Genomic DNA, 20,252 nt, shown 5'->3' with positions numbered 1-20,252 from the left:
ATCTCCTGTTGCAGAGAGGCTTTATGCATGTCACTCGTCGGCACCATGAAGGCGCTGCGAAGGCATCTGCTGCTGGTCGGAGGCCTGATCGGCTTCCTGCCCCTTCTCTCACAGGCCGTTCTCGCCTGGTCTGGGACACCTCAGTCGTCGGTTCCTTCGTATGTGCTCTACGGGCCCTTGACGGCGACGGTTCTGCTCTTGGTCCACTGGTCCTGGGATGTGCGGGCCAAGGAAAACGAGGCCTCGACGGTGAGGTCGGTGTTCCTTTGGGCAGCCACCGGAGCGGGTGTCCTGGTCGCGGCCATGGCGTTCTCCTTCGTGAGCGGGTACTCCGAGGTCGAACTCTTCCCTGGGGAGCGCTACTTTCTACTGGCGACCGCTGTGGTCACCGTCGTGGTGAGTGGTCTCCAGGGGATCGTCGCGGTGGTCATGATCGTGCTCGACCACAGAGAGAACGGTGTCCCCGGGTCGGGGCCGGCGTTGTCCTTGGGGCTGGCGATCATCCTGGTGTTCTCTGCCGGGGCGGGTGCGGTGGCCGAGGACGTGGTCCGCTCTCCTCAACCAGCGGCAGAGCATCTCACCACGGAAGTAGAGCATCCTGATCTTGAGATTCCTGCGTTCGTCGAGGACATCGACCGGACTCTGGACCTCCCCGACGGCTCGGTGATCGGATTGCAGGCGGTCGCGTCCGGGGTTCTGCTGAAGCTCGACGACGGCGTGATGGTGGTGGATCCGGTCACCGGGAACGAGTTGTGGCGCTACCGCCTTCCCGGTTCGGTCACGCGGTCCGTGATCACGCCGGACATGGGCTCCATCGTGATGGAGGCGTACATGCCTTCGCGCGATGACGATCCCTCTCCCGATACGGCCCGGGTCACGCTTGACGTGGGGACCGGGCGGATCCTTCACCGGACGAAGGACAGGCAGGGGCTCTTGAAGAGCGAGGCATCCCCCGATAGCCACGACGCCGACGCAGCGGAGCCCCTCGATGGGGAGAGCGTCGTGGTGCGGAACGAGGAGGACGTGCCGTTGGAGGTGTACGGGGCCTCTTCCGGGGCCCTCCTTTGGTCCCTCGCCGATTCCTCTGAGTGCACGCTCGATGAGTCCGCGTCGAACATCGTGGTGGATCGCGAGGTGACCGGCGATCACGTGTTCGTTCAGATGAGCTGTTTCGAAGGGAGCGGCGATTCGCGACGGCGCGTTCCCCAGGTGTTCGCGTTCGCCTCGGTGACGGGTGAGCTGATGTGGACCCACGAGATCCCGGCGGATGGCTACCTGGGTGGTGAGGTCACCGCGTCCACGGATGGTTCCCTGCTCTACGTACTCGTGGCCTATCGGGAGGACCAGGGAGATCGTTCTCCACGGCGGTATTCCACCATCGACGCCGCGACGGGTGAGGAGGTCGCTTCGGGGGACTGGGGAGATTTCCGTCTGAGCGGCGAGCCGGGGGAAGGGGAACTTTGGAAGAGTGTGCTCGGCAATGGTGCGCTTCTGGGGTCGGATCAGGCCCTCACGCTCACCGACGCCTACGGGTCGCCTGAGCACACGCTGGAGCTCCCCCCGACGGACGGGCACCGGCGGATCGTCACCACGGACGAGGTGCTCTACTCGGTCGAATGGCCCGAGAGCGGTGAACGGTCGGTCGACCTGATGGTGTACCCCTGGGACGGGTCCACTCCGCACACCATCGAGGATGTGTTGGATCGGCCTCTCGCCGAGGACGAAGGGGCCGGTATTCGCGTGGTCCCGGGTGCAGTCGTCGTCTACTCGGTCGAGTCGAACCTGGTCACGTCCGCCGTAACGGTCAGGTGAGCTCTCGCCCGTGTCACGACGGGTTTCCAAGGCTCGACCCGACCGAGTTCCGAGGTGGCCGCGTGCGGCCATTGCTCGATGAACGGTTCCTCTTCCGCGCGGGTGTGGTTACGCGGGGGGTTCGCTCCAGCCGACCTGGACGAGGTCGGGGCGCTTGCCGCGTAGGGCCAGCTGCGCTCGGCCCTGCGGAAGCTGCTTGGAGGCCACACCGTTGGCCAGGCGTCCCTCCATACGGTCGCCGGAGAACAGCACACCCGGGGTCGCCATGTCGCTCAGCGATTGCAAGACCGGCTCGAACATCGCGCGTGCCGTACCGCCGGTCCGGCGGGCGGCGATGACGTGCAGGCCCAGGTCGGCGCCCTGCGGGATGAACTTGGCCAGGGGTGCCAGCGGGTTGCTGCGCGAGGCGATCATGTCCATGTCGTCCACGATGATGTACAGGTCGAGCCCCTGCCACCAGCTGCGTTCCCGTAGCTGCTTGGGGGTCACGTCCGGGCCCGGAAGGCGTTCCTGGAGGGAACCGGCGAGGTTGTCGGCGACCGCCTTGGTCTGTTCCGCGGTCGTGCAGTAGGCCAACAGGTGCTCTTCCGGAACCAGTTCCAGGTGCGAGCGGCGGAAGTCGACCATCACGATGCCCAGTTCCTTGGCCGGGCGCTGGACGATCTGCTTGACCAGCCCGCGCACCAGGGTGGACTTCCCGGTCTGCGGGTCTCCGAACACCAGCAGGTGCGGGTCCCGGTCCAGGTTCATGACGGCCGGGGCCAGAGAGCTCTCGCCCATGCCCAGCACCAGTTCCCGGGACCTGCTCCGGCCCGTCCTGCGGCCCTTGAGCAGGTCGTCCAGCTCCACGCGCTCGGGGAGGGTACGGACGCCCTGGACCGCCTTCTGCGGCCAGCGTTCCCGGATCCGTTTGATCAGATCCTGGATGCCGTCGGTCAGGTCCTCGTCGTTCGCGGAACCATCCACGCGGGGGAGCGCCACGTGGGTGTGGTGTTCCTCCGAGGACAGGCCACGGCCCGGGGTGTCCTTCGGGATGTCCTCGGCGATCTTGCGGCCGATACCGGAGTCCATGGGGTCGCTCAGGCGCAGCTCGAACCTGCCGCCGAAGAGCGCCTGCAACCGGGAACGGACCTGGGAGGACGCCGCGCCCGTCAGGATGGTGTGCACCCCCAGGGACGGACCACGCGTCGCGATGTCCATGAGGTAGTCGTCGGCGGCGTCGAAGGTGTCCCGAACGGCCGACCAGCCGTCGATCATCAGGAACAGGTCACCCGCGATACCGGCCGGCACCTTGCCCTCCGCGCGGGCCTGACGCAGGGCCGCGGGGGAGTCGAGCTTGTGCTTGCGGAACAGGCGTTGCCGGCGGTCGAGGTGCCCGGACACGTCGGTGAGGACCCGCTGGACCTTCTCCGGGTCGGCGCGACCGGCGACACCCGCGACGTGCGGCAGCTCGTCCATCGCCTGGAGCGCGCCGCCGCCGAAGTCGATCGCGTAGACCGCCACACGGCCCGGCGGGTACCGCCAGGCCAGACTGGTGATGATGGTCCGCAGCAGGGTGGACTTACCGGACTGGGGCCCGCCCAGGACGACGATGTTGCCCTCTCCACCGGTGAAGTCCAGTTCGGCGGGCACCACGCGTTGTTCGCGCGGGATGTCGGTCAGTCCGAAGACGGCCTTGGCCTCGGCCGCGTCCGGCTCGGTTCCCGCGCCCTCGATGTCGTCCCCTTCGCCGAGGTCGGCCAGGACGGTGTCGAACGTCAGCATCTCCGGGAGGGGAGGCAGCCAGACGGGGCGTACGGGGTCGGCGCCCGAGGCCACCAACCGGTCCACGGTCACCTGCAGGGTGGTGCGCTTGGCCTGCTTGGGCTTCTCGTCGGCCTTCGCCTTGATCGAGTCCACCAGTGACTCCACCAGCGATCCCGCGCCCGTCACCTTGTTCAGGCCGTTGTAGGACAGCAACGGCAGGACCGGGTCGTGCTCGGTCTTCTCCTCCTTGGCCGGTGGCTCGTAGGGCTGGGACACCATGGCGGCCTTGAACCGTTCGAAGACGGAGGTGTCGACCTTCAGGTAACCCGAACCGGGTTCCGGGGGCAGGTGGTAGGCGTCGCCGACACCGATCGCCTCACGGCTCTCCGCCTCGGAGAACGTCCGCAGACCCACCCGGTAGGACAGGTGGGATTCCAGCCCCTTGATCTTGCCCGACTCCAGGCGCTGGGTGGCGAGCAGGAGGTGCACGCCGATGGACCGTCCGATCCGTCCGATCGCGACGAACAACTCGGCGAAGTCGGGGTGGGCGGTCAGCAGCTCGGAGAACTCGTCGATGATGATGAGCAGGTGCGGCAGCGGTTCCAGGTCGGGATCGTTCTCCCGAGCCGCTTCGTAGGCGTGCAGGTTGGGCAGGTTGCCGGCGTTCTTCAGGATCTGCTGCCGTCGTACCAGTTCACCGAAGGTCGCCTCACGGAACCGGATGACCAGCCCGTCATCGTCGGCGAGGTTGGTGATCAGCCCGGCGCTGTGCGGCAACCGGTCGGTGTCGGCGAAGGTCGCGCCGCCCTTGAAGTCGACCAGCAGCAGGGCCAGGTTCTCCGGTGAGTGGTTGATGACCAAAGAGGCCACCATGGTGCGCAGCATCTCCGACTTACCGGAACCGGTGGCACCGACGACCAGGCCGTGCGGGCCCATGCCGCCGAAGGCCGATTCCTTCAGGTCCAGCAGGACGGTGTTGCCGCTCGGGCCCACACCGATGGGAACGCGCAGGTAGTCGCCGGTGGAGCGTTTGCGCCAGGTACGCCGGGTGTCCAGCGCGGCGACGTCGGGAACCCCGAGGATCTCCGGCAGCCCGACGGTCTCGTGCATGGCGTCGTCGCCGTCGGTCACCGCGATGCCGTAGGGAGCCAGAAGGCGGGACAGGGTGGTCAGTTGGGCGACACCGGCGTTGTCGGCCTTGCCGTCGAGGGGCACGTAGGCGGAGGCCGGGTCGGGCTTGATGCCCTCGGTGTCCTCACGAAGGGTGCCGTCGGCCTCGATCAGGAGCCGCAGTTCCACGGAGTCGGGTTCCTCGCGTCGCTCCGAGGACAGGATGATGACGTGGATCCCGAGGTCGGCCAGGTTGGTGACGGGGGGTTCGGCCTGGAGGCCGGAGAGGGTGGACTGGTATTCGCCGTCCAAGACGACCACGAGCCGCTGCGTTCCGGGGCCGGGGGGCTTACCGCGGCGACGTTGCAGGTCGACGGTGCGCCGTTCGATCTCGTCCGTGAGGAGTTCCGCGACCTGCACGGTGTTGTCCGAGACGAAGCGGGCGGGCATCGGCCCGTCCGTGGCGTCGTCGAAGGTGTTGTGCGGCAACCACTTCGTCCACTCCCACCGCTCACGGAGCTTCTGATCGCGGACCACACCGATGCGCAGGTCGTGTGGGGAATGGAAGACCGAGAGCTGGGAGATCATCGCTCGGACGAGACCGCGTCCCGCCTCCCGGTCTCCGTTGATCGAGATTACGCCGTGCCGTCGGAGCGGCACGACCAAGGGCATCTCGGGGACGTCGCCGTAGAGCTCGATGATCTGGTCGGCGGCGCCTTGGCAGACGGGGTCGTAGACGATGAGGGGAGAGGAGGTGTCCACCTTGAGCTTCAGTCTGCGAGCCAGCGGCCGTGTGCCGTATCCGACCCGCACGTCGAGGAAGTCGGGGTCGGACGCCCTGCGCTCCCATCTTCGTGCTCGGGAGCGAGCCGGTTCCGTGAGCAGGCTCGGTTTCGGATGGCGGAAGGCGTTGTCCGAGCGCTGACTGGCGGCGACGTCACGAACGATCTCGCGCAACTGGTCGAGGTAGTCGACGTAGCGCTCTCGTTGCTCACGAATGCGCTTGCGCGGGCCGTTGTGCTGGGCAACGAACATGATGATTCCGACGATGACGCTCGCGAGCATGATCATCACGCCCGCCACCATCATCAATGGACGGTGACCCATGGTGATGGACATCAGGAGGGAACCGGAACCGGTGATGATCGGCATGATGATCATCGCGCCGGAACTACCGGCGGGCGCGTTCTCCGGCATCTGCGGCGGTGTCGCGATGACCAGCGGAGATGTCCCGGGGGCCGATGGGATGTCACGAGCTGGTCGGGGAACAGGTCTCGTCGCCACGGGGGTCCCTTCTCCGTCCACCTACAAGGTTTCGTGTATGGGTGACTACGCTATAGATGATCTCGTGAACACCACGAATCGCCTAATTAACATCGGTTGGCACCCCTTAAGCATGGTAATCACCGCACGAGTCGACAAAGAGGGTCTTGGGTGAGCGGATACTGCAGGGTCACGGTCACCGGCCCCCAGCGCTGGGCTGATTTGGCGCTACCGGGAAGTGTGCCGGTCGCCACGCTCATGCCGCGCATCATCGAGGTGTGCGTGGACGAGGGGGAGAGCTCCGAACCGGCGTCCTGGACATTGACCACGGTCGACGGTCAACCCGTCCGGCCCGAAGAACCTCTGGAGAGCTCCGGAATCTACGACGGGGACCTGCTCCTGCTCGACCGTGTGGTCGCCCCGAGCCGTCCCGAACACGTCGACGACGTACGCGGCGCGGTCGAGGACAGCGTCGATGAAACCGCGTGGATCTGGAACCCGACGACCACGTTGTCGTTCGGCCTGCTCGTGGGCGGCATCGGTCCGTTGCTGATGCTGTTCCTCATGATGTGGTTGCGACCGTCCCCGGGGCACCTCGCGGTGGCGGCGTTCGGCACGCTGTTGACGGTGGGAACGATGCTGCTCGCGGCCCGCCGCCCGTTGCCGGTCGTCGCCCATGTCCTCTTCGCGGCGGCCTGTATGTGGGGTGGCGCCACCGCGGTCCTCGCGGCCGGGTTCCTGTTCAGTCCGACCCCGTTGGTGATGGGGGCCATCGCGCTCTGTGGTGGTCTGCTGGTGGCGGTGATCGGCTGGTCCATGCACGAGACCGGTCTCCCCTACATCGCCGGCCTCACGGTGGTGGCCCTCACCGGGGGCGTGCTGGTCGTGGTCGGGATCTTCGCGGAACCGGTCCAGGGTGTGCGCGCGATGGGCATCGCGCTGGCCCTGTGCGTGGGGGCGCTGCCGCGCGTGGCGATGGTGATGGGCGGTCTGTCCGGGCTGGACTACGAGGTAGGCCGATCGGGTCAGGTGGCCACGGATCGGTTCGAGGAGACCTTCGCCAACACCGACCGTCTGCTGCTGGGCATCGCCATGGGCACGGCCCTCTCCGGCGGGATCTTCGCGGTCCTGCTCGCCTATTTCGGCACCGGACTCCCCGACCTGCTGCTGTGCGGTCTTCTCGGGGTGCTGTTGGTCATGCGTTCGCGCCTGTTCGACCGCATCCGTCACGTGTTGCCCCTGCGTCTCGCGGGAGTCGTGGGTCTGGGCGCCGCGGGTGTCGCGGTCACGACGCAGTACCCGGTCTTCGGCCCGTGGCTTCCGGTCGCCGTCCTGCTCGCCGGGACACTCCTGAGCGTCCTGAGCTGGGTGAAGCTGAACGACGTCCCTCGTGCCTCGCTCCGAAGGGCCCTGAACTGGGTCGAGATCATCATCATCATGACGATGTGCGTCATGTTCGCCTGGGGCATGGGCCTGTTCGCCTTCGTGGAGAGGATGACCAGCGCCACGTGACGCGGGTGCTCAGTAGAGGGTGTCGACCTGTTCGAAGGTGTCCGGGTCGAGCAGGGCCGGGGGTGCGCCGTCCTCGCCCACGGCCGCGATGACCTCGCCGTCGGGGTGGATCGCGATCCTTCGGTAGGAGACGTCCTCCTCGGCCGCCTCCACCAGGTTCTCGCCGGACTCCAGGTCCCAGACGTAGGGGTGGTACTCCCGGGAACCGGGGCCTGTGCTCGCCGACCACGTCGCGTACAGCCTCTCCCCGGCGGGGTCGAACAGGAGCTGGATGAGGATGGGCTCGTCGTCGGACTCGAACTCCTCGCGGGTGAACGAGGCGACCTCGGTTCCGTCCTCGTAGTCCTCGACGTGGATCGCGGGGTCCTCGGCGTAGGCGACCTGGGTGGTTCCCGGCCGTACCGCCAGCGAGCTGTCCGAGGTCCCCTCCACCGTGCCGACCTCTTCACCGGTGCCGGCGTCCCAGACGTGGACGGTGCCGTAGTCGTTGGTGACGAAGTGGTCCTCGTCCACGAATCGTGTCTCGTACTGGAGCCCCTCGGCCAGGGGTTCGCCGGCCTCGCCGGTCGCGGTGTCGACGACGTTGGTGCCCGGACCGTCGTCGGAACCCTGGTCCAGGGTGACGGCCAGTCGGGTGCCTTCGGGGGAGAACGCGAAACCTCGGACGTCGTTCGGGCTGGCCAACCAGCGTTCCTGGTCGTCCGGGCCCTCCTGCGCCCCCAGGTGTTGGACGGTCTCGCCGGAGATCAGGTCGTAGGTGTGCGCGAGGTGGACGGGTTCCTCTCGTCCCTCGTACTCGACGGGCTCCGCGGCGACCAGGGTGCAGCCGACCGGGGAGAACGCCAACTCCGGGAAGACGGCCGAACCCGTCGTGGTGGGGCGGGCGATCTCCCGGCCCTCCCGCCAGTCCCAGACCATCGGTCCCACCTCGGACGTCACCGCCAGGACGTCGCCGTCCCCGGAGAACTCCAGGTGGGAGACGGTGGTCTCCGGAGCGGGAGGTTCCTCCGGCGGTGGGTAGGCGGTGCTGTCCAGGCAACGGCCCTCGCTGACCAGCGACTCCGCGCCCTCTTCCGGACCGGCCGCGTCCGCCGGATCATCGGACAGCCGGTCATGGGCGAACACCGCGCCCCCGGCCGCGAGCACGACCAGGACCAGTGCCCCGGCGCCCAGGGCGAGCAGCCGTCCGCGCCTCCGGGGCCCACCACGCCCGGCCTCTGGTCGAGCGGCCAGCACCTCCCTCTGACGTGCGGCGACCGCGTCGATCGTCGCGCGCACCGGCGGTGACCACGGAGGTGGTTCGGTGGGTCCACCGAGCATGCTCACCAGGTCGGAGGAGCTGGGACGCAGCCTGGGGTCCCGCTTGAGACAGGCGTCCACCAGGCCGCGCAGTTGCAGCGGCACGGCGGACAGACCCTCGGGTCCGGCCACCCCGGAGACCGCGTAACAGAGCGTCGCCGCCCACGAGAACACGTCCGTGGCCGGGCTCGCTCCACCCTCCGGTGCGGCGAACGCCGGATGCGGCGCCCGCCGTTCGGTGTCGGAGACCGCCCGCTCCAGGCCGGGGTCGGCCAACGCGGCGCCGTGACCCGCCATGAGGACGCCGTCCGGCCACAGCGAACCGTGCGCCAGACCGGCGCCGTGCAGGTCGGCCAGTGCCTGGGCCAGGGCCAACGCCAAGGGGCGCACCGCGTCCACGGGGAGCGGGCCGTGTGCGCGCAGGAGCTCGGCCAGCGTCGGCCCGAGGGGACGGCCGACGACGACCCACGGCACCGCGCCGTTCAGGTCGGCGTCCCGGACCGCGCACACGTGCGCCCCGGACAGCCCTCGCGCCCCCTCCACCTGGCGGGCGAAGGCGGCGCGGAAGGTGGGGTCGGTGGCGTACTCCGGACGTACGACCTTCACCGCCACCGACGAACCGTCGTCGGGTACCCCCAGGTAGACGCGGGCGTAGGCGTCCTCGCCCAGGCGAGCGCGCAGCCGGTAGGGGCCGATGGCGGGCGGGTCGTGCGGGTGGAGAGGGAACATGGGCCTTACCGAGGTCGGGGAGGGAGGGGACGTGGGGCGGAGGTCACATCTGTTCGACCAGACGCAGGTCGGCCGCGTCCACGAACCACATGCCGCTGCCGTGCCCGGGCACGCCCGCGATGACCTCGCCCTCGGGGTGCACGGCGATCTCGTGCAGGTACCCCTCGTTCTCGTCGGCGGTCAGGTCCTCCCCCGTGGAGTACTCCCACACCTTCATGTACGCGTCCTCGAACTCGTAGTCCTTGGGAACGTAGGTGACGTAGACGCGGTCCGCCGCCACGCTGTACTGCACGTCGTGGACCTCGAACTCCTCCGCGTCCATGTCCTCGTCGACGAAATCGGTGGAGTCGGAAGGGTCGTCGAGGTTGATCCGGTGGGCGCCGTTGGAGAGGGGATGCAGGATGGTGGAGTCGTCCACCATGGAGACGCCTTGGGGGCCCAAGAGGGGACTTTCGGTGCTCTGTCCGACGACCTCACCGCTCTCCACCTCCCACAGGTGCAGCTGCTCCGAGTAGTCCTGACCGACCACGTGGGCGCCGTCGGGAGAGACGTCGACCGAGCGCAGGCTGTAGGGGCCGGAGAGCGTGTCGGTCAGCTCGTCGGTCTCCAGGTCGTAGATCATCACCGCCGAGTCGGTACCGCCTCCCGAGCCGACCACCAAACGGGTGCCGTCGTCGGTGAAGGCGATGGAGCCGATGTCGAAGCCCTCCGAGTAGACCTTGTGCTCGCCGCTCTCCAGGTCGTAGACGTGCGCGCCGTCGTCGGAGGCATAGGCCAGCAGGCAGTCGTTCGGGCTGAAGCTCGGATGCCCGTACAGCATGGGGATCTGCGTCTCGATCCGCGCGACCTCGGTGTCCTCCCGCCAGCTCCACAACGCCACGCCGCCGGTGCCGGCCACGGCCAGGACCTCGCCGTCGCCGGAGAACTCCGTGTAGAAGACGCCTTCGTCGTCGTTGGGCGCCGTGGGTTCCTCCTTGGCGGCCTCGGTGAACTCGGGTGCGAGGTGTTCGGTGGCGTCGCACGTCTCGCGCTGGGCCACGCCCTGCTCCTCCCCGGGGTCGGGGGTGGACCCGCCGACCAGACCGGCCTGACCCGCGGTCCACACACCGAGCCCGGCGACCATCGCGAGGGCGACGGTGGCCGCGCCGACGATGAGCAGCCGCCCGCCCAGGCCGCCCTTGGCCCCGGGATCGGGGTTGGCGGCCACGGCGGAGTGGTATTCGTGCGCGACACCGTCGATCCGCGCGGCGGCGTTCGGGGGCAACCACGCGGCGGAGGCCGGAGCGGGTGCCACCGGACCGCCGAGGGCGTGCAGCACCTGCGCGGCGTTGGGCCGCGAAGCGGGGTCCTTCTCCAGGCAGGCCGTGATGATGCCGCGCATGGACGGGGGGACCCGATCGAGGTCGGGGTCGAGGTTGGCGATGCGGTACAGGACGGTGGAGGGGTGACCGTCGCCGAACGGCCCCTGCCCGGTGAGGGCGTAGGCCATGACGCCGCCGAGCGCGAAGACGTCGGCGGCCGACCCCGGGCCGTGTCCGGCGTCGACGGCCTCCGGCGACATGAACGCGGGGGTACCGACGAAGCGTCGCTCCTCCCCGGCCTCCCCGGTTTCCCCTGCCTCCTGGGCGTCCCCCAACGCGTGGGCGATGCCGAAGTCGATCACCTGGGGGCCCTCGGCCGCCACCATCACGTTTCCGGGTTTGAGGTCGCGGTGGACCAGCCCGGTCGCGTGGACGCGCTCCAGGGCCTGGGCGATGCCGCGGGCCATGAAACGCACCGACTGTTCGGGGAGCGGCCCGGTGTCGGACACCAGGTCTTGCAGGGAGGGGCCCATCACGTACTCGGTGGCCAACCAGGGGGTCTGCCCGGAGGTGTCGGCGGCCAGCACGCGGGGCGTGTAGTTGCCGTGGACCCGCTGGGCGAGTTCCAGCTCCCGGGCGAACCGTGCACGGAACCCGGGATCGTAGGCGTATTCGGCGCGTACGACCTTGACCGCGGCGGGTCTGCCGTCGGAGTCCATCCCGAGGTACACGCGGCCCATGCCACCGGAGCCCAGCAGGGCGATGACACGGTAGGGGCCTACCTCGCGCGGGTCGTGTGGAGCGGGTTGCTGCATGGTGCCCTTTCGGGGGTGTTCAGGAGAACTCGGCGACGACTTCGTAGTCGGTGGTGTCCAGGACACGGACGGTGGCGTAGCCGTCCTCGGTCACGGTGGTGGCGATGTGCTCGCCGTCGGGGCTGACCCCGATGACCTCCGAGAGGCGCAGGCCCTCGATCGGTAGGACCTCACCGGTGGCCGTGTCCCAGGCGAGGGTGTCCGAGCTCGGGAAGCTCGCCCCGGAGTAGGCGATGGAACCGTCCGCGGACAGCGCGACGTTGTACACGTTGTCCTCGCCGACGTCCGGCATGTCCATTTCCCGGGTGGAACCGTCGGTCAGGTCGACCGTGCGGACGTCGGTGTAGTCGGTCAGGACCACCATGGTGTTCCCGTCCGCGGACAGCGCGAAGTCGGAGCTCTCCGTCCCGTCGAACCGGTGGATTTCTTCGCCGCTCTCCGCGTCCCACACGGCCGTGAAGGTGGCGTCGCCCTCCTCCGCGCTGTAGCTCGCACCCACCAGCATCGACCCGTCCGGGGTGTAGTCCAGGGCGTGCAGGAACCCGTCGAGGGGGAAGTCGGAGACGACCTCCTCGCTCTCCATGTCCCACGTCTGAAGGATCGGGTTCCCGTCCTCGGTTCCGTCGTCGGAGGCCTCGGCCGCCAACGTGGAGGCGTCCTCGGTGAGGGCCGCCATGTCGAACATGCCGAATTCCTCGTCCTGCCCCAGGACCGCGATCCGGTTGTCGCTGCCGCCCTCCCAGACCCGGATGTAGGAGTTGACGGCGGTCGCGACGTAACCGCTGTCGGTGAAGTCGGCGCCGAGGGCGTTCGGGTACTCGTCGACCATCTCCCCGCTTCGCCAGTCCCACGTGCTGAGGGTGCTCCCGCCGAAGACGTGCAGGAGGTCGCCGTCCTCGGAGAAGGTGAGGGAGTACATGAACCCGCCGAAGCCGTCGGGCTCCTCCGCGCCCGGGTCACCTTCGCCACCGGACCCGTCGTCTGCCCCCTGGGAGGCCTCGTCGGAGGCGTCGGCGGTCGGTTCCTGTTCGTCCCCGGAACCGAGGGGGAGCGCGGTCCACGCCAGCGCCCCACCACCGAGCAGGACCAAGGCGGTGGCCGCTGCCGCCGCGACCACCACCGACCGGCGGCGCCACCAGGAGGTTCCACCGCTCCGTCCCGCGCCGCCGTTCATGGGCACGGTGGTGCGTTCGGCGGCCCTGGCCTGCTCCGTCTCACCCGCCTTGGCGTCGATCTGCCGGTTCACCTGGGTGGGAAGCCAACCGTGCGCGGCCGAGGGCAACGGGAGACCGGACAGATCACGCAGGATGGAGTCGGTGTCGGGGCGTTGCTCGGGCTCCTTTGCCATGCATCGGGCGATCAGGTCCCGCAGCGGTCCCTCCGGGAGGGCCTCCAGGTTCGGTTCGGCCTTCAGCACCTTGGCGAGGGTGTTGACCGGACTGCCCGCACCGAAGGGCGGCATCCCACTGGCGGCGAAGATCACCGCACCGCCCAACGAGAACACGTCGGCGCGCGAAGTGACGTTCTTACCGGTGATCTGTTCCGGAGACGTGTACGAGGGGGTACCGAAGGTCTGGCCGGTCCTGGTGAGGACGGTGCCCTCGACGGCGCGGGCGATACCGAAGTCGATGACCTGTGGACCCCGTGGGGACAGCAGGATGTTGCTGGGTTTGAGGTCGCGGTGCATCAGCCCGGCGGTGTGGATGGTCGCCAACGCCTGGGCCAACCCCAAGGTGAGCACCAACAGGGATTCGGCGGGGAAGTGCCCGACCTCCCTGACGGCCTCCTTGAGGGTGGGGCCGGGCACGTACTCGGTGGCCATCCACGGCTCGGGGGCCTCGGGGTCGGCGTCCACGACCGCCGGGGTGAAGGGGCCGCGCACGCGTTGCGCCGTGCGCACCTCACGGGCGAACCGCGCCCGGAACTCGCTGTCGTGCGCCAGGTCCTCCTTGACCACCTTCAGAGCGCACAGGTGACCGTCGGGGGTACGTGCGAGGTACACCTTGCCCATCCCGCCGGCGCCCAGCCGGGCGAGGAGCCGGTGAGGGCCGATGGCGGGGGGATCGTCGGCGGTGAGGGGTTGCATGACTGCAGGGATCCTTACTGCACGCGAGGCGGCGGTGTTTCCGGAGGGTTCACGAAGAGGACGTGTACTGGGCCAATGTAGCGGCTTGGCGACAAACCACCCAGGGCGCTGTCCTCATCCGGCCCGGAGTTCCGCCTGGTGGGGCCGTCGAGGGAGTCAGCGAGGACGACGCCCGTCGGTGTCCCAGCGGTGCGGATCGAACATACCGATCGGTAGATCCGTGTGTCCGGTGCGGGCCAGGTCCGCCAGGGCCACGCCCACGGCGGAGGCGAACTTGAACCCGTGGCCGGAGAAACCACCGGCCAGGACCAACCCCGGCAGCTCGTCCCGACGGCCGATGAGGAAGTGTTCGTCGGACGTCATCGTGTACATACAGGCCACCATGTGTTCGGGCAGTGGACCCACCCCGCGCAGTCCCGCGGCGAGGTCGCCCAGACGGCGTGCGTCGTCCTCGTCCGGGGGACGGGGGCCGACGTCCGGGTCGACGGGTTCACCCCACTGGGAGCCCGGGCGTCGACCGGCGGCGTCGCGCACCGTCTCGGACTCGGCGTGGATCCCGATCTTCAGGGTGCGTCCGTCGTCCATGCTGGGGAACCCGAACCAGAGAGTGCCGTCGGGTTCGTCGCGCGCGAAGACCGGCTCGGGGCCGGCCGTACTGGGCAGGGGCTCGGTGATGGGGAACCAACCGAGCACACGCCGTTCCACCCGGATGCCGCCGCCCAGGTCGCTGAGGCCGGGGAGCAATCGGGTCAGCCAGGCACCCGTGGTCACGACCACGCGGCGGGCACGGATCTCGGTGTCGCCGACCCACACACGTGGATGGTCGGGGTCGGGTTCGATGCGGGTGACGGCCCGGTGCGTGAGCACCCGCGCCCCGGCCTGTCGGGCCAGACGGACGGCGGCGAGGATCGCGGGTTCGGGCAGGACGACCCCGGCGTCCTCCTCGAACACGCCGACCTCGTCGGGATGCATGAGATGGCGGGGGTGCCGTTCGGCGAGCGCCGACGCGGAGAGGTATTCGTGGGCCAGACCGTGTTTCTCGGCGGCCAGGGTGGATCCGGCGATGGCCGCCGAACCGGGGCGCCCGAGCATCAGGGAGCCGGATCGGATGACCAGACGCGCCTCCGCGGCCGCCTGGAGTTCGTCCCAGGCGCGCCAAGAGGCACGCACGAAGGGGACGTACTCGGCGCCTTCGAGGTAGGCGGTCCGGATGATGCGGGATTCGCCGTGACTGGAACCCCGGTCGTGCCCGGGGGAGAACTGTTCGACACCGATCGCGTCGACGCCTTCACGGGCCAGCCGCCACAGGGTCTGGGACCCCATCGCGCCCAGGCCGACCACGACGGTGTCGGTGTCCAAGGGTCTGCTCATGGGGCAGAAGGCTAACGGGAGCGGGTCAGGCGGCGGCCACCGGGCGGCGGTGCGTGTAGTAGTGCGCCGGCTCGGGGATCTGGGCGAACGGGTTGAGCAGGGCGGCGGCGCCGGTGGGGTCGTTCGCGGGGTGCGACATGCTGCCGCCCTGGAAGAGGTCGTTCCAGAAGAAGCGGCCGTCGCGGCACCAGACGTTCACGTCGCGCATGACGGAGGCGACGGCCATCTCGGAGCTACCGGACCAGTAGAGGGGCCGGGTGGCCACGGAGGAGAGTTCGTTCAGAAGCGCCGTGATCGCCTGCTGGGCGCAGAAGGCGTGGCGGGGCTTGTGCTTGACCCGGCTGGCGAGTACCGACTTCGCCCGGGAGGCCCGGGGGTTGTTCAGGCGCCAGTGACTCAAGGTCGTCTCCAGTGTGTGTCGAGGAACCGCGGGTGCTGACCGTGTGTGCTTGGTGCGGCCACGTCGCCGCGGTATCGAGGGGCCACCGGATGGCTTCCTCGAACGAAGTTGGCGCGATGTGAACTCTGTCGTTACCTCGCAGTTATCCTTCGCGCTCCGGATGCTAGCAGTAACCGGCCCCCGACAGTCGAGGCTTAGACGTGTGACCCATGCCACACCTAACAAGTGCGTATCGACCTGTTTATCCAAAGAACTCGCAGGTGCAATCGGTATATTCGAACGTGTATTCGAGTTATCGGACTGAAATAAAAGGACTCTGGTCCCGATTCGACTGTCGTCAGGGTCACCCGCTTTCGCCACATACTGCGGCGAAACTGTCGCTTACAGTGATTTTGTACAGGTGGGAAAGGGTTTGCCTGCCGGCGGTGACGCTTTGCCCTTTCCACACCCGCCGCGTCATCGCGCATTCCCGTCCGTTTTGCGCTGCTGGTCACCCCGGGGTAAGGGGCCCTCGCCGACGTGGAGGACACTGGGGAGCGGCAGGAAACAAGGAGAGAAGCGGCGAAGTGACCCAGACCAGATCCGATACATCCGGTGACCGGACGACAGTGAACGGCGCGTCCCCCGACGAACCGAGGGGCGGTGCCCGCGCCTGGCTGGTGTGGGGCATGGCCGTAGGCGGTTACTTCCTCGCCATGCTGCACCGCAACGGACTCGGTGTGGCCGCCCTGGAGGCGCAGAGCCGTTTCGACGTCGGACCCGCGCTGCTCTCCATGCTGCCCATGTTGCAGCTGCTGGTGTACGTGATCCTGCAAGTGCCCGCCGGCCTGCTCGCCGACCGGCTCGGCCCGCGGTACACGCTGGTCATGGGCATGATCGCGATGGCCGCCGGATCCTGCATGTTCGCCCTCGCCCCGGGGATCGAGATGGCGGTCGTCGGTCGCTTCCTCATCGGTCTGGGCGACGCGCTCGTCTTCCTCAACGTCATCAGACTGGCCGCGCTGTGGTTCCCTCGCGCGCGCTACGCGCTGGTGAGCGGCCTGACCGGTGTGGTCGGCGGTACCGGACAGGTGGCCAGCGCCGCCCCCCTGGCCTGGGCGCTGGACGGAATCGGTTGGGTGGCGGCCTTCCTCACCACCGGCGTCCTCACCGTGCTCATGGCGCTCCTGATGCTGCTGGTGGTCCGCGACCGGCCCGCCGGGGCCGCCGGACGTTCCACCGTAGCCGACCCCATCTCCGCCTGGGCGGCCCTCAAAGAGGCGCTGCGGGCCGACGGGCCCCGGATCGGTATGGCGCACCACGCGGCCGTCATGGCGCCGTTCACGATGATGATGGTGCTGTGGGGTTACCCGTTCCTCGTGAACGGTCTGGGACTGTCCGAGAGCGCCGCGGCGCTCTCCCTCACGGGGCTGGCCGCGGGAGCCCTGTGGTTGGCGCCCGTCGCCGGGCTGCTCGTCGGTCGGTGGCCGGGCGTGCGCGTGTACATGGCGCTCGTCCTGGGCGGTCTCCTGAGCCTCGGGTGGATCCTGTTGGTGACGTGGCCCGGTGGCGTCCCGGTGCCGTTGGGGGTGGCGGTCATGGCGGTGAGCGGGATCGGACAGACCCTGGCCCCCACGGTCTCCTTCGACTTCGCCCGCGACGGCATCCCCGCGAGCCGCACCGGCGTGGCGTCCGGGCTGGTGAACATGAGCGGGTTCACCACCGCCGTCGTCTGTACCGTCGCCGCCGGTGTGATCCTCCAGGCCCTACCGGGCGCCTACCAGGCCGCGTTCGCGCCGTTGGCCGCCTGCACGGCGGCGGCGACCCTGGTGCTGACCCTGTTCATCCTCCGCGCCCACCGTCGACGGGTGTAGAACGCCCGAGGGGCGGGGCGGTCGTGCGACCACCCCGCCCCTCGGCGGTGTTCGGTATCCCGTCGGAGCCTAGAAGGCCTCTTCGGGGACCTCCATGATGCCCAGGTTCACGGTCCGGGCGATCTTCAGCTCGGACTCCACGCGGGGCAGGAACTGCTCGGAGAAGTAACGCGCGGCGGCGATCTTCCCGGTGTAGAAGCTCTTGTCCTCTTCGCTCGCGCCGTCGACGCTGTTCAGCGCGATCTCGGCCTGGCGGAGCAGCAGCCAGGCCAGGACGACGTCACCGAAGGCGAACAGCAGGCGGACGGAGTTCAGGCCGACCTTGTACAGCTCGCGGGAGTCCTCGGCGGAGCCCATCGCGTGGCCGACCATGAGCTCGACCAACTTCTCGACCTGGCCGAGGGCGCCGAGCAGGAGCGCGCGCTCCTCCTTGAGCTGACCGTTGCCGGCGTCGCTCTCGGCGAAGGCCTTGATCTCGGCGGACAGCTTGCCGATGGACTTGCCACCGTTCTTCACGATCTTGCGGAAGAAGAAGTCCTGTGCCTGGATCGCGGTGGTGCCCTCGTAAAGGGTGTCGATCTTGGCGTCGCGGATGTACTGCTCGATCGGGTACTCCTGCAGGAACCCGGAACCGCCCAGGGTCTGCAGGGACTCGGCCAGTAGCGCGTAGGAACGCTCCGAACCCACGCCCTTGACGATCGGCAGCAGGAGGTCGTTCATGGCCTCCAGCTCGGAAGCGTCCTCGCCCTTGGCCTGGGCGATCTGGATCTCGTCCTGCTGGGTGGCGGTGTAGATGACCAGCGAACGCATGGCCTCCACGTACGCCTTCTGCGTCATGAGGCTGCGACGCACGTCCGGGTGGTGGGTGATGGTGACCTTCGGGGAGTTCTTCGCCCCGGCGAGGTCGTTGCCCTGCACGCGGTTCTTGGCGTACTCCAGAGCGTTCAGGTAACCCGTGGACAGGGTCGCGATCGCCTTCGTGCCGACCATCATGCGGGCGTACTCGATGACGAGGAACATCTGACGGATGCCGTCGTGCTTGTCACCGACGAGGTAACCGATGGCGGGGTGCTTGTCGCCGAAGGTCAGCTCACAGGTGGTGGAGGCCTTGAGGCCCATCTTGTGCTCGACGTTGGTCACGTAGGCGCCGTTGCGCTCGCCGAGGGAGCCGTCCTCGTTGACCAGGAACTTGGGCACCAGGTAGAGGGAGAGACCCTTGGTGCCGGGGCCGGCGCCCTCGGGGCGGGCCAGCACCAGGTGGAAGATGTTCTCGGACATGTCGTGCTCGGCCGAGGTGATGAAGCGCTTGACGCCCTCGATGTGCCAGATGCCGTCACCCTGGTCGGTGGCCTTGGTGCGGCCGGCGCCGACGTCGGAACCGGCGTCCGGCTCGGTCAGCACCATGGTGGCGCCCCAGCCGTTCTCGATGGCCTGCTGGGCGAACTTCTTCTGCGCCTCGTTGCCCTCGGAGTGCAGGATGCCGGCGAAGCCGGGGCCCGCCGAGTACATGTGGACGGCGGGGTTGGAGCCCAGGATGAGCTCGGCCGCGGACCACACCAGGGAGCGGGGCGCGCCGAGGCCGCCGAGCTCCTGGGGAAGGTCGAGGTTGTACCAGCCGGCGTCCATGTAGGCCTGGTAGGACTTCTTCAGGCTCTCGGGGATGGCGACGGTGTTGGTCTTGGGGTCGAAGACGGGCGGGTTGCGGTCCGCGTCCTCGAACGACTCCGCGACGACACCGGTGGCGAGACGGTTGATCTCCTCCAGGATGGTGCGCGCGGTCTCCTCGTCGAGTTCCTCGAAGGGGCCCTGGCCCAGGATGTCCTGGCGCTTGAAGAGTTCGAAGAGGTTGAACTCGATGTCGCGCAGGTTGCTCTTGTAATGCGTCATGAACAGCTCCGCTGTCTCCCTGGCCGCGGTGTCTGTACACGCGGATCTACCGACTAGTAACAAGTCAATGTTACTACCGAGTAGATCCAGATGCCAGTCTTGTTAGGTACTTGTGTCCCCCAGGAGTGTGTCAAGTGTCTTGAAAGGCAGGCCATGGGTGCTTATCGGACACCAGGCACACGCCATCGGGCCGCCCGCCCGCGAAGCGCGGATCGGAGCGGCCCGGGAGGCGTGGATCGGACCCGGATCAGGCCTGGAACTCGGTGATGCTCTCGGCGATGCCGTCCTCGACCTCGACCCCCGCGAGGACGACCATCCCCTCGGCGAGCGCCTCGTCGAACTCGTCGAAGGGGCACTCCACGTTCCCGACGTCGCCGGCCGACTCGGAGGCGCAGGTGTAGAGACCGCCGAGGATCTCGGTCTCCGTGCTGACGAAGAACGCCTGGCCGTCGACGATGTACTTGCCGGGGGCCAGGTACTCCACCTCCCCGGAGAGGGTGCCGGTGAAGCCGGCGGACTCGGCGACGACGTCCGCGGAGTCGCTCGCCGTGTCCGCGAATGCCTGGGATGCCATGCCGGTGACGAGAAGGCCGGAGGAGAGAAGGACCAGGGCGGTGGAGCGGAATGTGTTCTTCATGATGTCCGTTTCTGGGTTCGAGAGATATCGGTATACGCCGTGGCGTTCCGTGCGCGGTTCTCGGGTGTTGTGTGAACGTGTCGGCCCTCGGGGTTCCCCGGCCCCCCTGTCCCCGAAGGTCGATCCCTGTTGGGCTGTAGGTCCTCGTTCGTGAACCGCCCGGGCGTTCGATGGACGTGGTCCATGCTCGCCGGCGCGGGTTAAGTTCTCTGTCAGAAAAGCAGATCAAGTCGAAATTTCCCCATGCAAGGGATGATTATGCGAGGATCGATCGGCGACATAAGGCGACCATTCATGATCGCCCTTAGATGATGATCAAGTCTTTGTGGTTCTCTGGGTTCGCGAATTAATTCTATTTTTTCGGATCCCCGGCACGTCGACGGGTGACGTCGGTGGCCGGGTGGTCCCCGACCCGTCCCCGTGGCGCGAGA

General features: G+C 68.3%; 11 protein-coding genes. 3 read left to right on the top strand and 8 right to left on the bottom strand.

The genetic code is table 11. From position 1 onward, the window contains the following. Nucleotides 1-27 precede the first annotated feature (27 nt). The gene (locus tag BQ8420_RS08535) at nt 28-1,812 is read left to right on the top strand and encodes a PQQ-binding-like beta-propeller repeat protein (protein ID WP_235006006.1); all 1,785 of its coding nucleotides are present in this window, start codon (nt 28-30) and stop codon (nt 1,810-1,812) included. A gap of 108 nt (nt 1,813-1,920) precedes the next feature. Here the strand turns inward: BQ8420_RS08535 and eccCa are convergent, their stop codons facing one another. Next, nucleotides 1,921-5,883 carry a type VII secretion protein EccCa gene (eccCa, locus tag BQ8420_RS08530; protein ID WP_369825487.1) on the bottom strand — a complete coding sequence of 1,321 codons (3,963 nt, stop codon included), beginning with the start codon at nt 5,881-5,883 and terminating at the stop codon, nt 1,921-1,923. A 219-nt stretch (nt 5,884-6,102) separates the two neighbouring features. Here eccCa and eccD point away from each other — a divergent pair, with 219 nt between their 5' ends. Further along, entirely contained in the window at nt 6,103-7,443 is a 1,341-nt protein-coding gene (gene eccD, locus BQ8420_RS08525) for a type VII secretion integral membrane protein EccD (protein WP_087097290.1), read from the top strand. Between the two features lie 9 nt (nt 7,444-7,452). Here eccD and BQ8420_RS08520 read toward each other — a convergent pair whose 3' ends face one another. The 5 genes from BQ8420_RS08520 to BQ8420_RS08500 all read right to left on the bottom strand — a co-directional run bounded on the left by BQ8420_RS08520 (nt 7,453) and on the right by BQ8420_RS08500 (nt 15,444). Further along, nucleotides 7,453-9,471 (bottom strand): protein kinase, encoded by a 2,019-nt coding sequence (locus BQ8420_RS08520; protein ID WP_087097289.1) that lies wholly within the window; start codon nt 9,469-9,471, stop codon nt 7,453-7,455. 43 nt (nt 9,472-9,514) lie between these two features. Further along, complete coding sequence (locus BQ8420_RS08515; RefSeq protein ID WP_087097288.1) at nt 9,515-11,587, bottom strand: serine/threonine-protein kinase; 2,073 nt, start codon at nt 11,585-11,587, stop codon at nt 9,515-9,517. Nucleotides 11,588-11,606: 19 nt separating this feature from the next. Next, complete coding sequence (locus BQ8420_RS08510) at nt 11,607-13,673, bottom strand: WD40 repeat domain-containing serine/threonine protein kinase (protein WP_087097287.1); 2,067 nt, start codon at nt 13,671-13,673, stop codon at nt 11,607-11,609. A gap of 156 nt (nt 13,674-13,829) precedes the next feature. Beyond that, the gene (gene solA, locus BQ8420_RS08505) at nt 13,830-15,044 is read right to left on the bottom strand and encodes an N-methyl-L-tryptophan oxidase (protein WP_087097286.1); all 1,215 of its coding nucleotides are present in this window, start codon (nt 15,042-15,044) and stop codon (nt 13,830-13,832) included. Nucleotides 15,045-15,069: 25 nt separating this feature from the next. Then, complete coding sequence (locus BQ8420_RS08500) at nt 15,070-15,444, bottom strand: hypothetical protein (RefSeq protein ID WP_087097285.1); 375 nt, start codon at nt 15,442-15,444, stop codon at nt 15,070-15,072. A gap of 668 nt (nt 15,445-16,112) precedes the next feature. Here BQ8420_RS08500 and BQ8420_RS08495 point away from each other — a divergent pair. Next, nucleotides 16,113-17,297, top strand: coding sequence for a nitrate/nitrite transporter (locus BQ8420_RS08495; RefSeq protein WP_200815860.1), 1,185 nt, complete (start codon nt 16,113-16,115; stop codon nt 17,295-17,297). Between the two features lie 69 nt (nt 17,298-17,366). Here BQ8420_RS08495 and BQ8420_RS08490 read toward each other — a convergent pair whose 3' ends face one another. Continuing rightward, the gene (locus BQ8420_RS08490) at nt 17,367-19,184 is read right to left on the bottom strand and encodes an acyl-CoA dehydrogenase (protein ID WP_087097283.1); all 1,818 of its coding nucleotides are present in this window, start codon (nt 19,182-19,184) and stop codon (nt 17,367-17,369) included. A gap of 247 nt (nt 19,185-19,431) precedes the next feature. Then, nucleotides 19,432-19,821 carry a hypothetical protein gene (locus BQ8420_RS08485; RefSeq protein WP_087097282.1) on the bottom strand — a complete coding sequence of 130 codons (390 nt, stop codon included), beginning with the start codon at nt 19,819-19,821 and terminating at the stop codon, nt 19,432-19,434. Between the last annotated feature and the right edge of the window lie 431 nt (nt 19,822-20,252).

Source organism: Nocardiopsis sp. JB363, assembly GCF_900143625.1.
In the GTDB taxonomy this organism is placed as follows: domain Bacteria; phylum Actinomycetota; class Actinomycetes; order Streptosporangiales; family Streptosporangiaceae; genus Nocardiopsis.
This window is presented reverse-complemented; position numbering and strand designations above follow the sequence as displayed.

Excerpts from the sequence above, each read along its gene's own strand:
- BQ8420_RS08535 (WP_235006006.1), top strand. The coding sequence starts at position 28 with ATGTCACTCGTCGGCACCATGAAGGCGCTGCGAAGGCATCTGCTGCTG.
- BQ8420_RS08510 (WP_087097287.1), bottom strand. The coding sequence starts at position 13,673 with ATGCAACCCCTCACCGCCGACGATCCCCCCGCCATCGGCCCTCACCGG.
- BQ8420_RS08485 (WP_087097282.1), bottom strand. The coding sequence starts at position 19,821 with ATGAAGAACACATTCCGCTCCACCGCCCTGGTCCTTCTCTCCTCCGGC.
- solA (WP_087097286.1), bottom strand. The coding sequence starts at position 15,044 with ATGAGCAGACCCTTGGACACCGACACCGTCGTGGTCGGCCTGGGCGCG.
- BQ8420_RS08490 (WP_087097283.1), bottom strand. The coding sequence starts at position 19,184 with ATGACGCATTACAAGAGCAACCTGCGCGACATCGAGTTCAACCTCTTC.
- BQ8420_RS08495 (WP_200815860.1), top strand. The coding sequence starts at position 16,113 with ATGGCCGTAGGCGGTTACTTCCTCGCCATGCTGCACCGCAACGGACTC.
- BQ8420_RS08520 (WP_087097289.1), bottom strand. The coding sequence starts at position 9,471 with ATGTTCCCTCTCCACCCGCACGACCCGCCCGCCATCGGCCCCTACCGG.
- BQ8420_RS08515 (WP_087097288.1), bottom strand. The coding sequence starts at position 11,587 with ATGCAGCAACCCGCTCCACACGACCCGCGCGAGGTAGGCCCCTACCGT.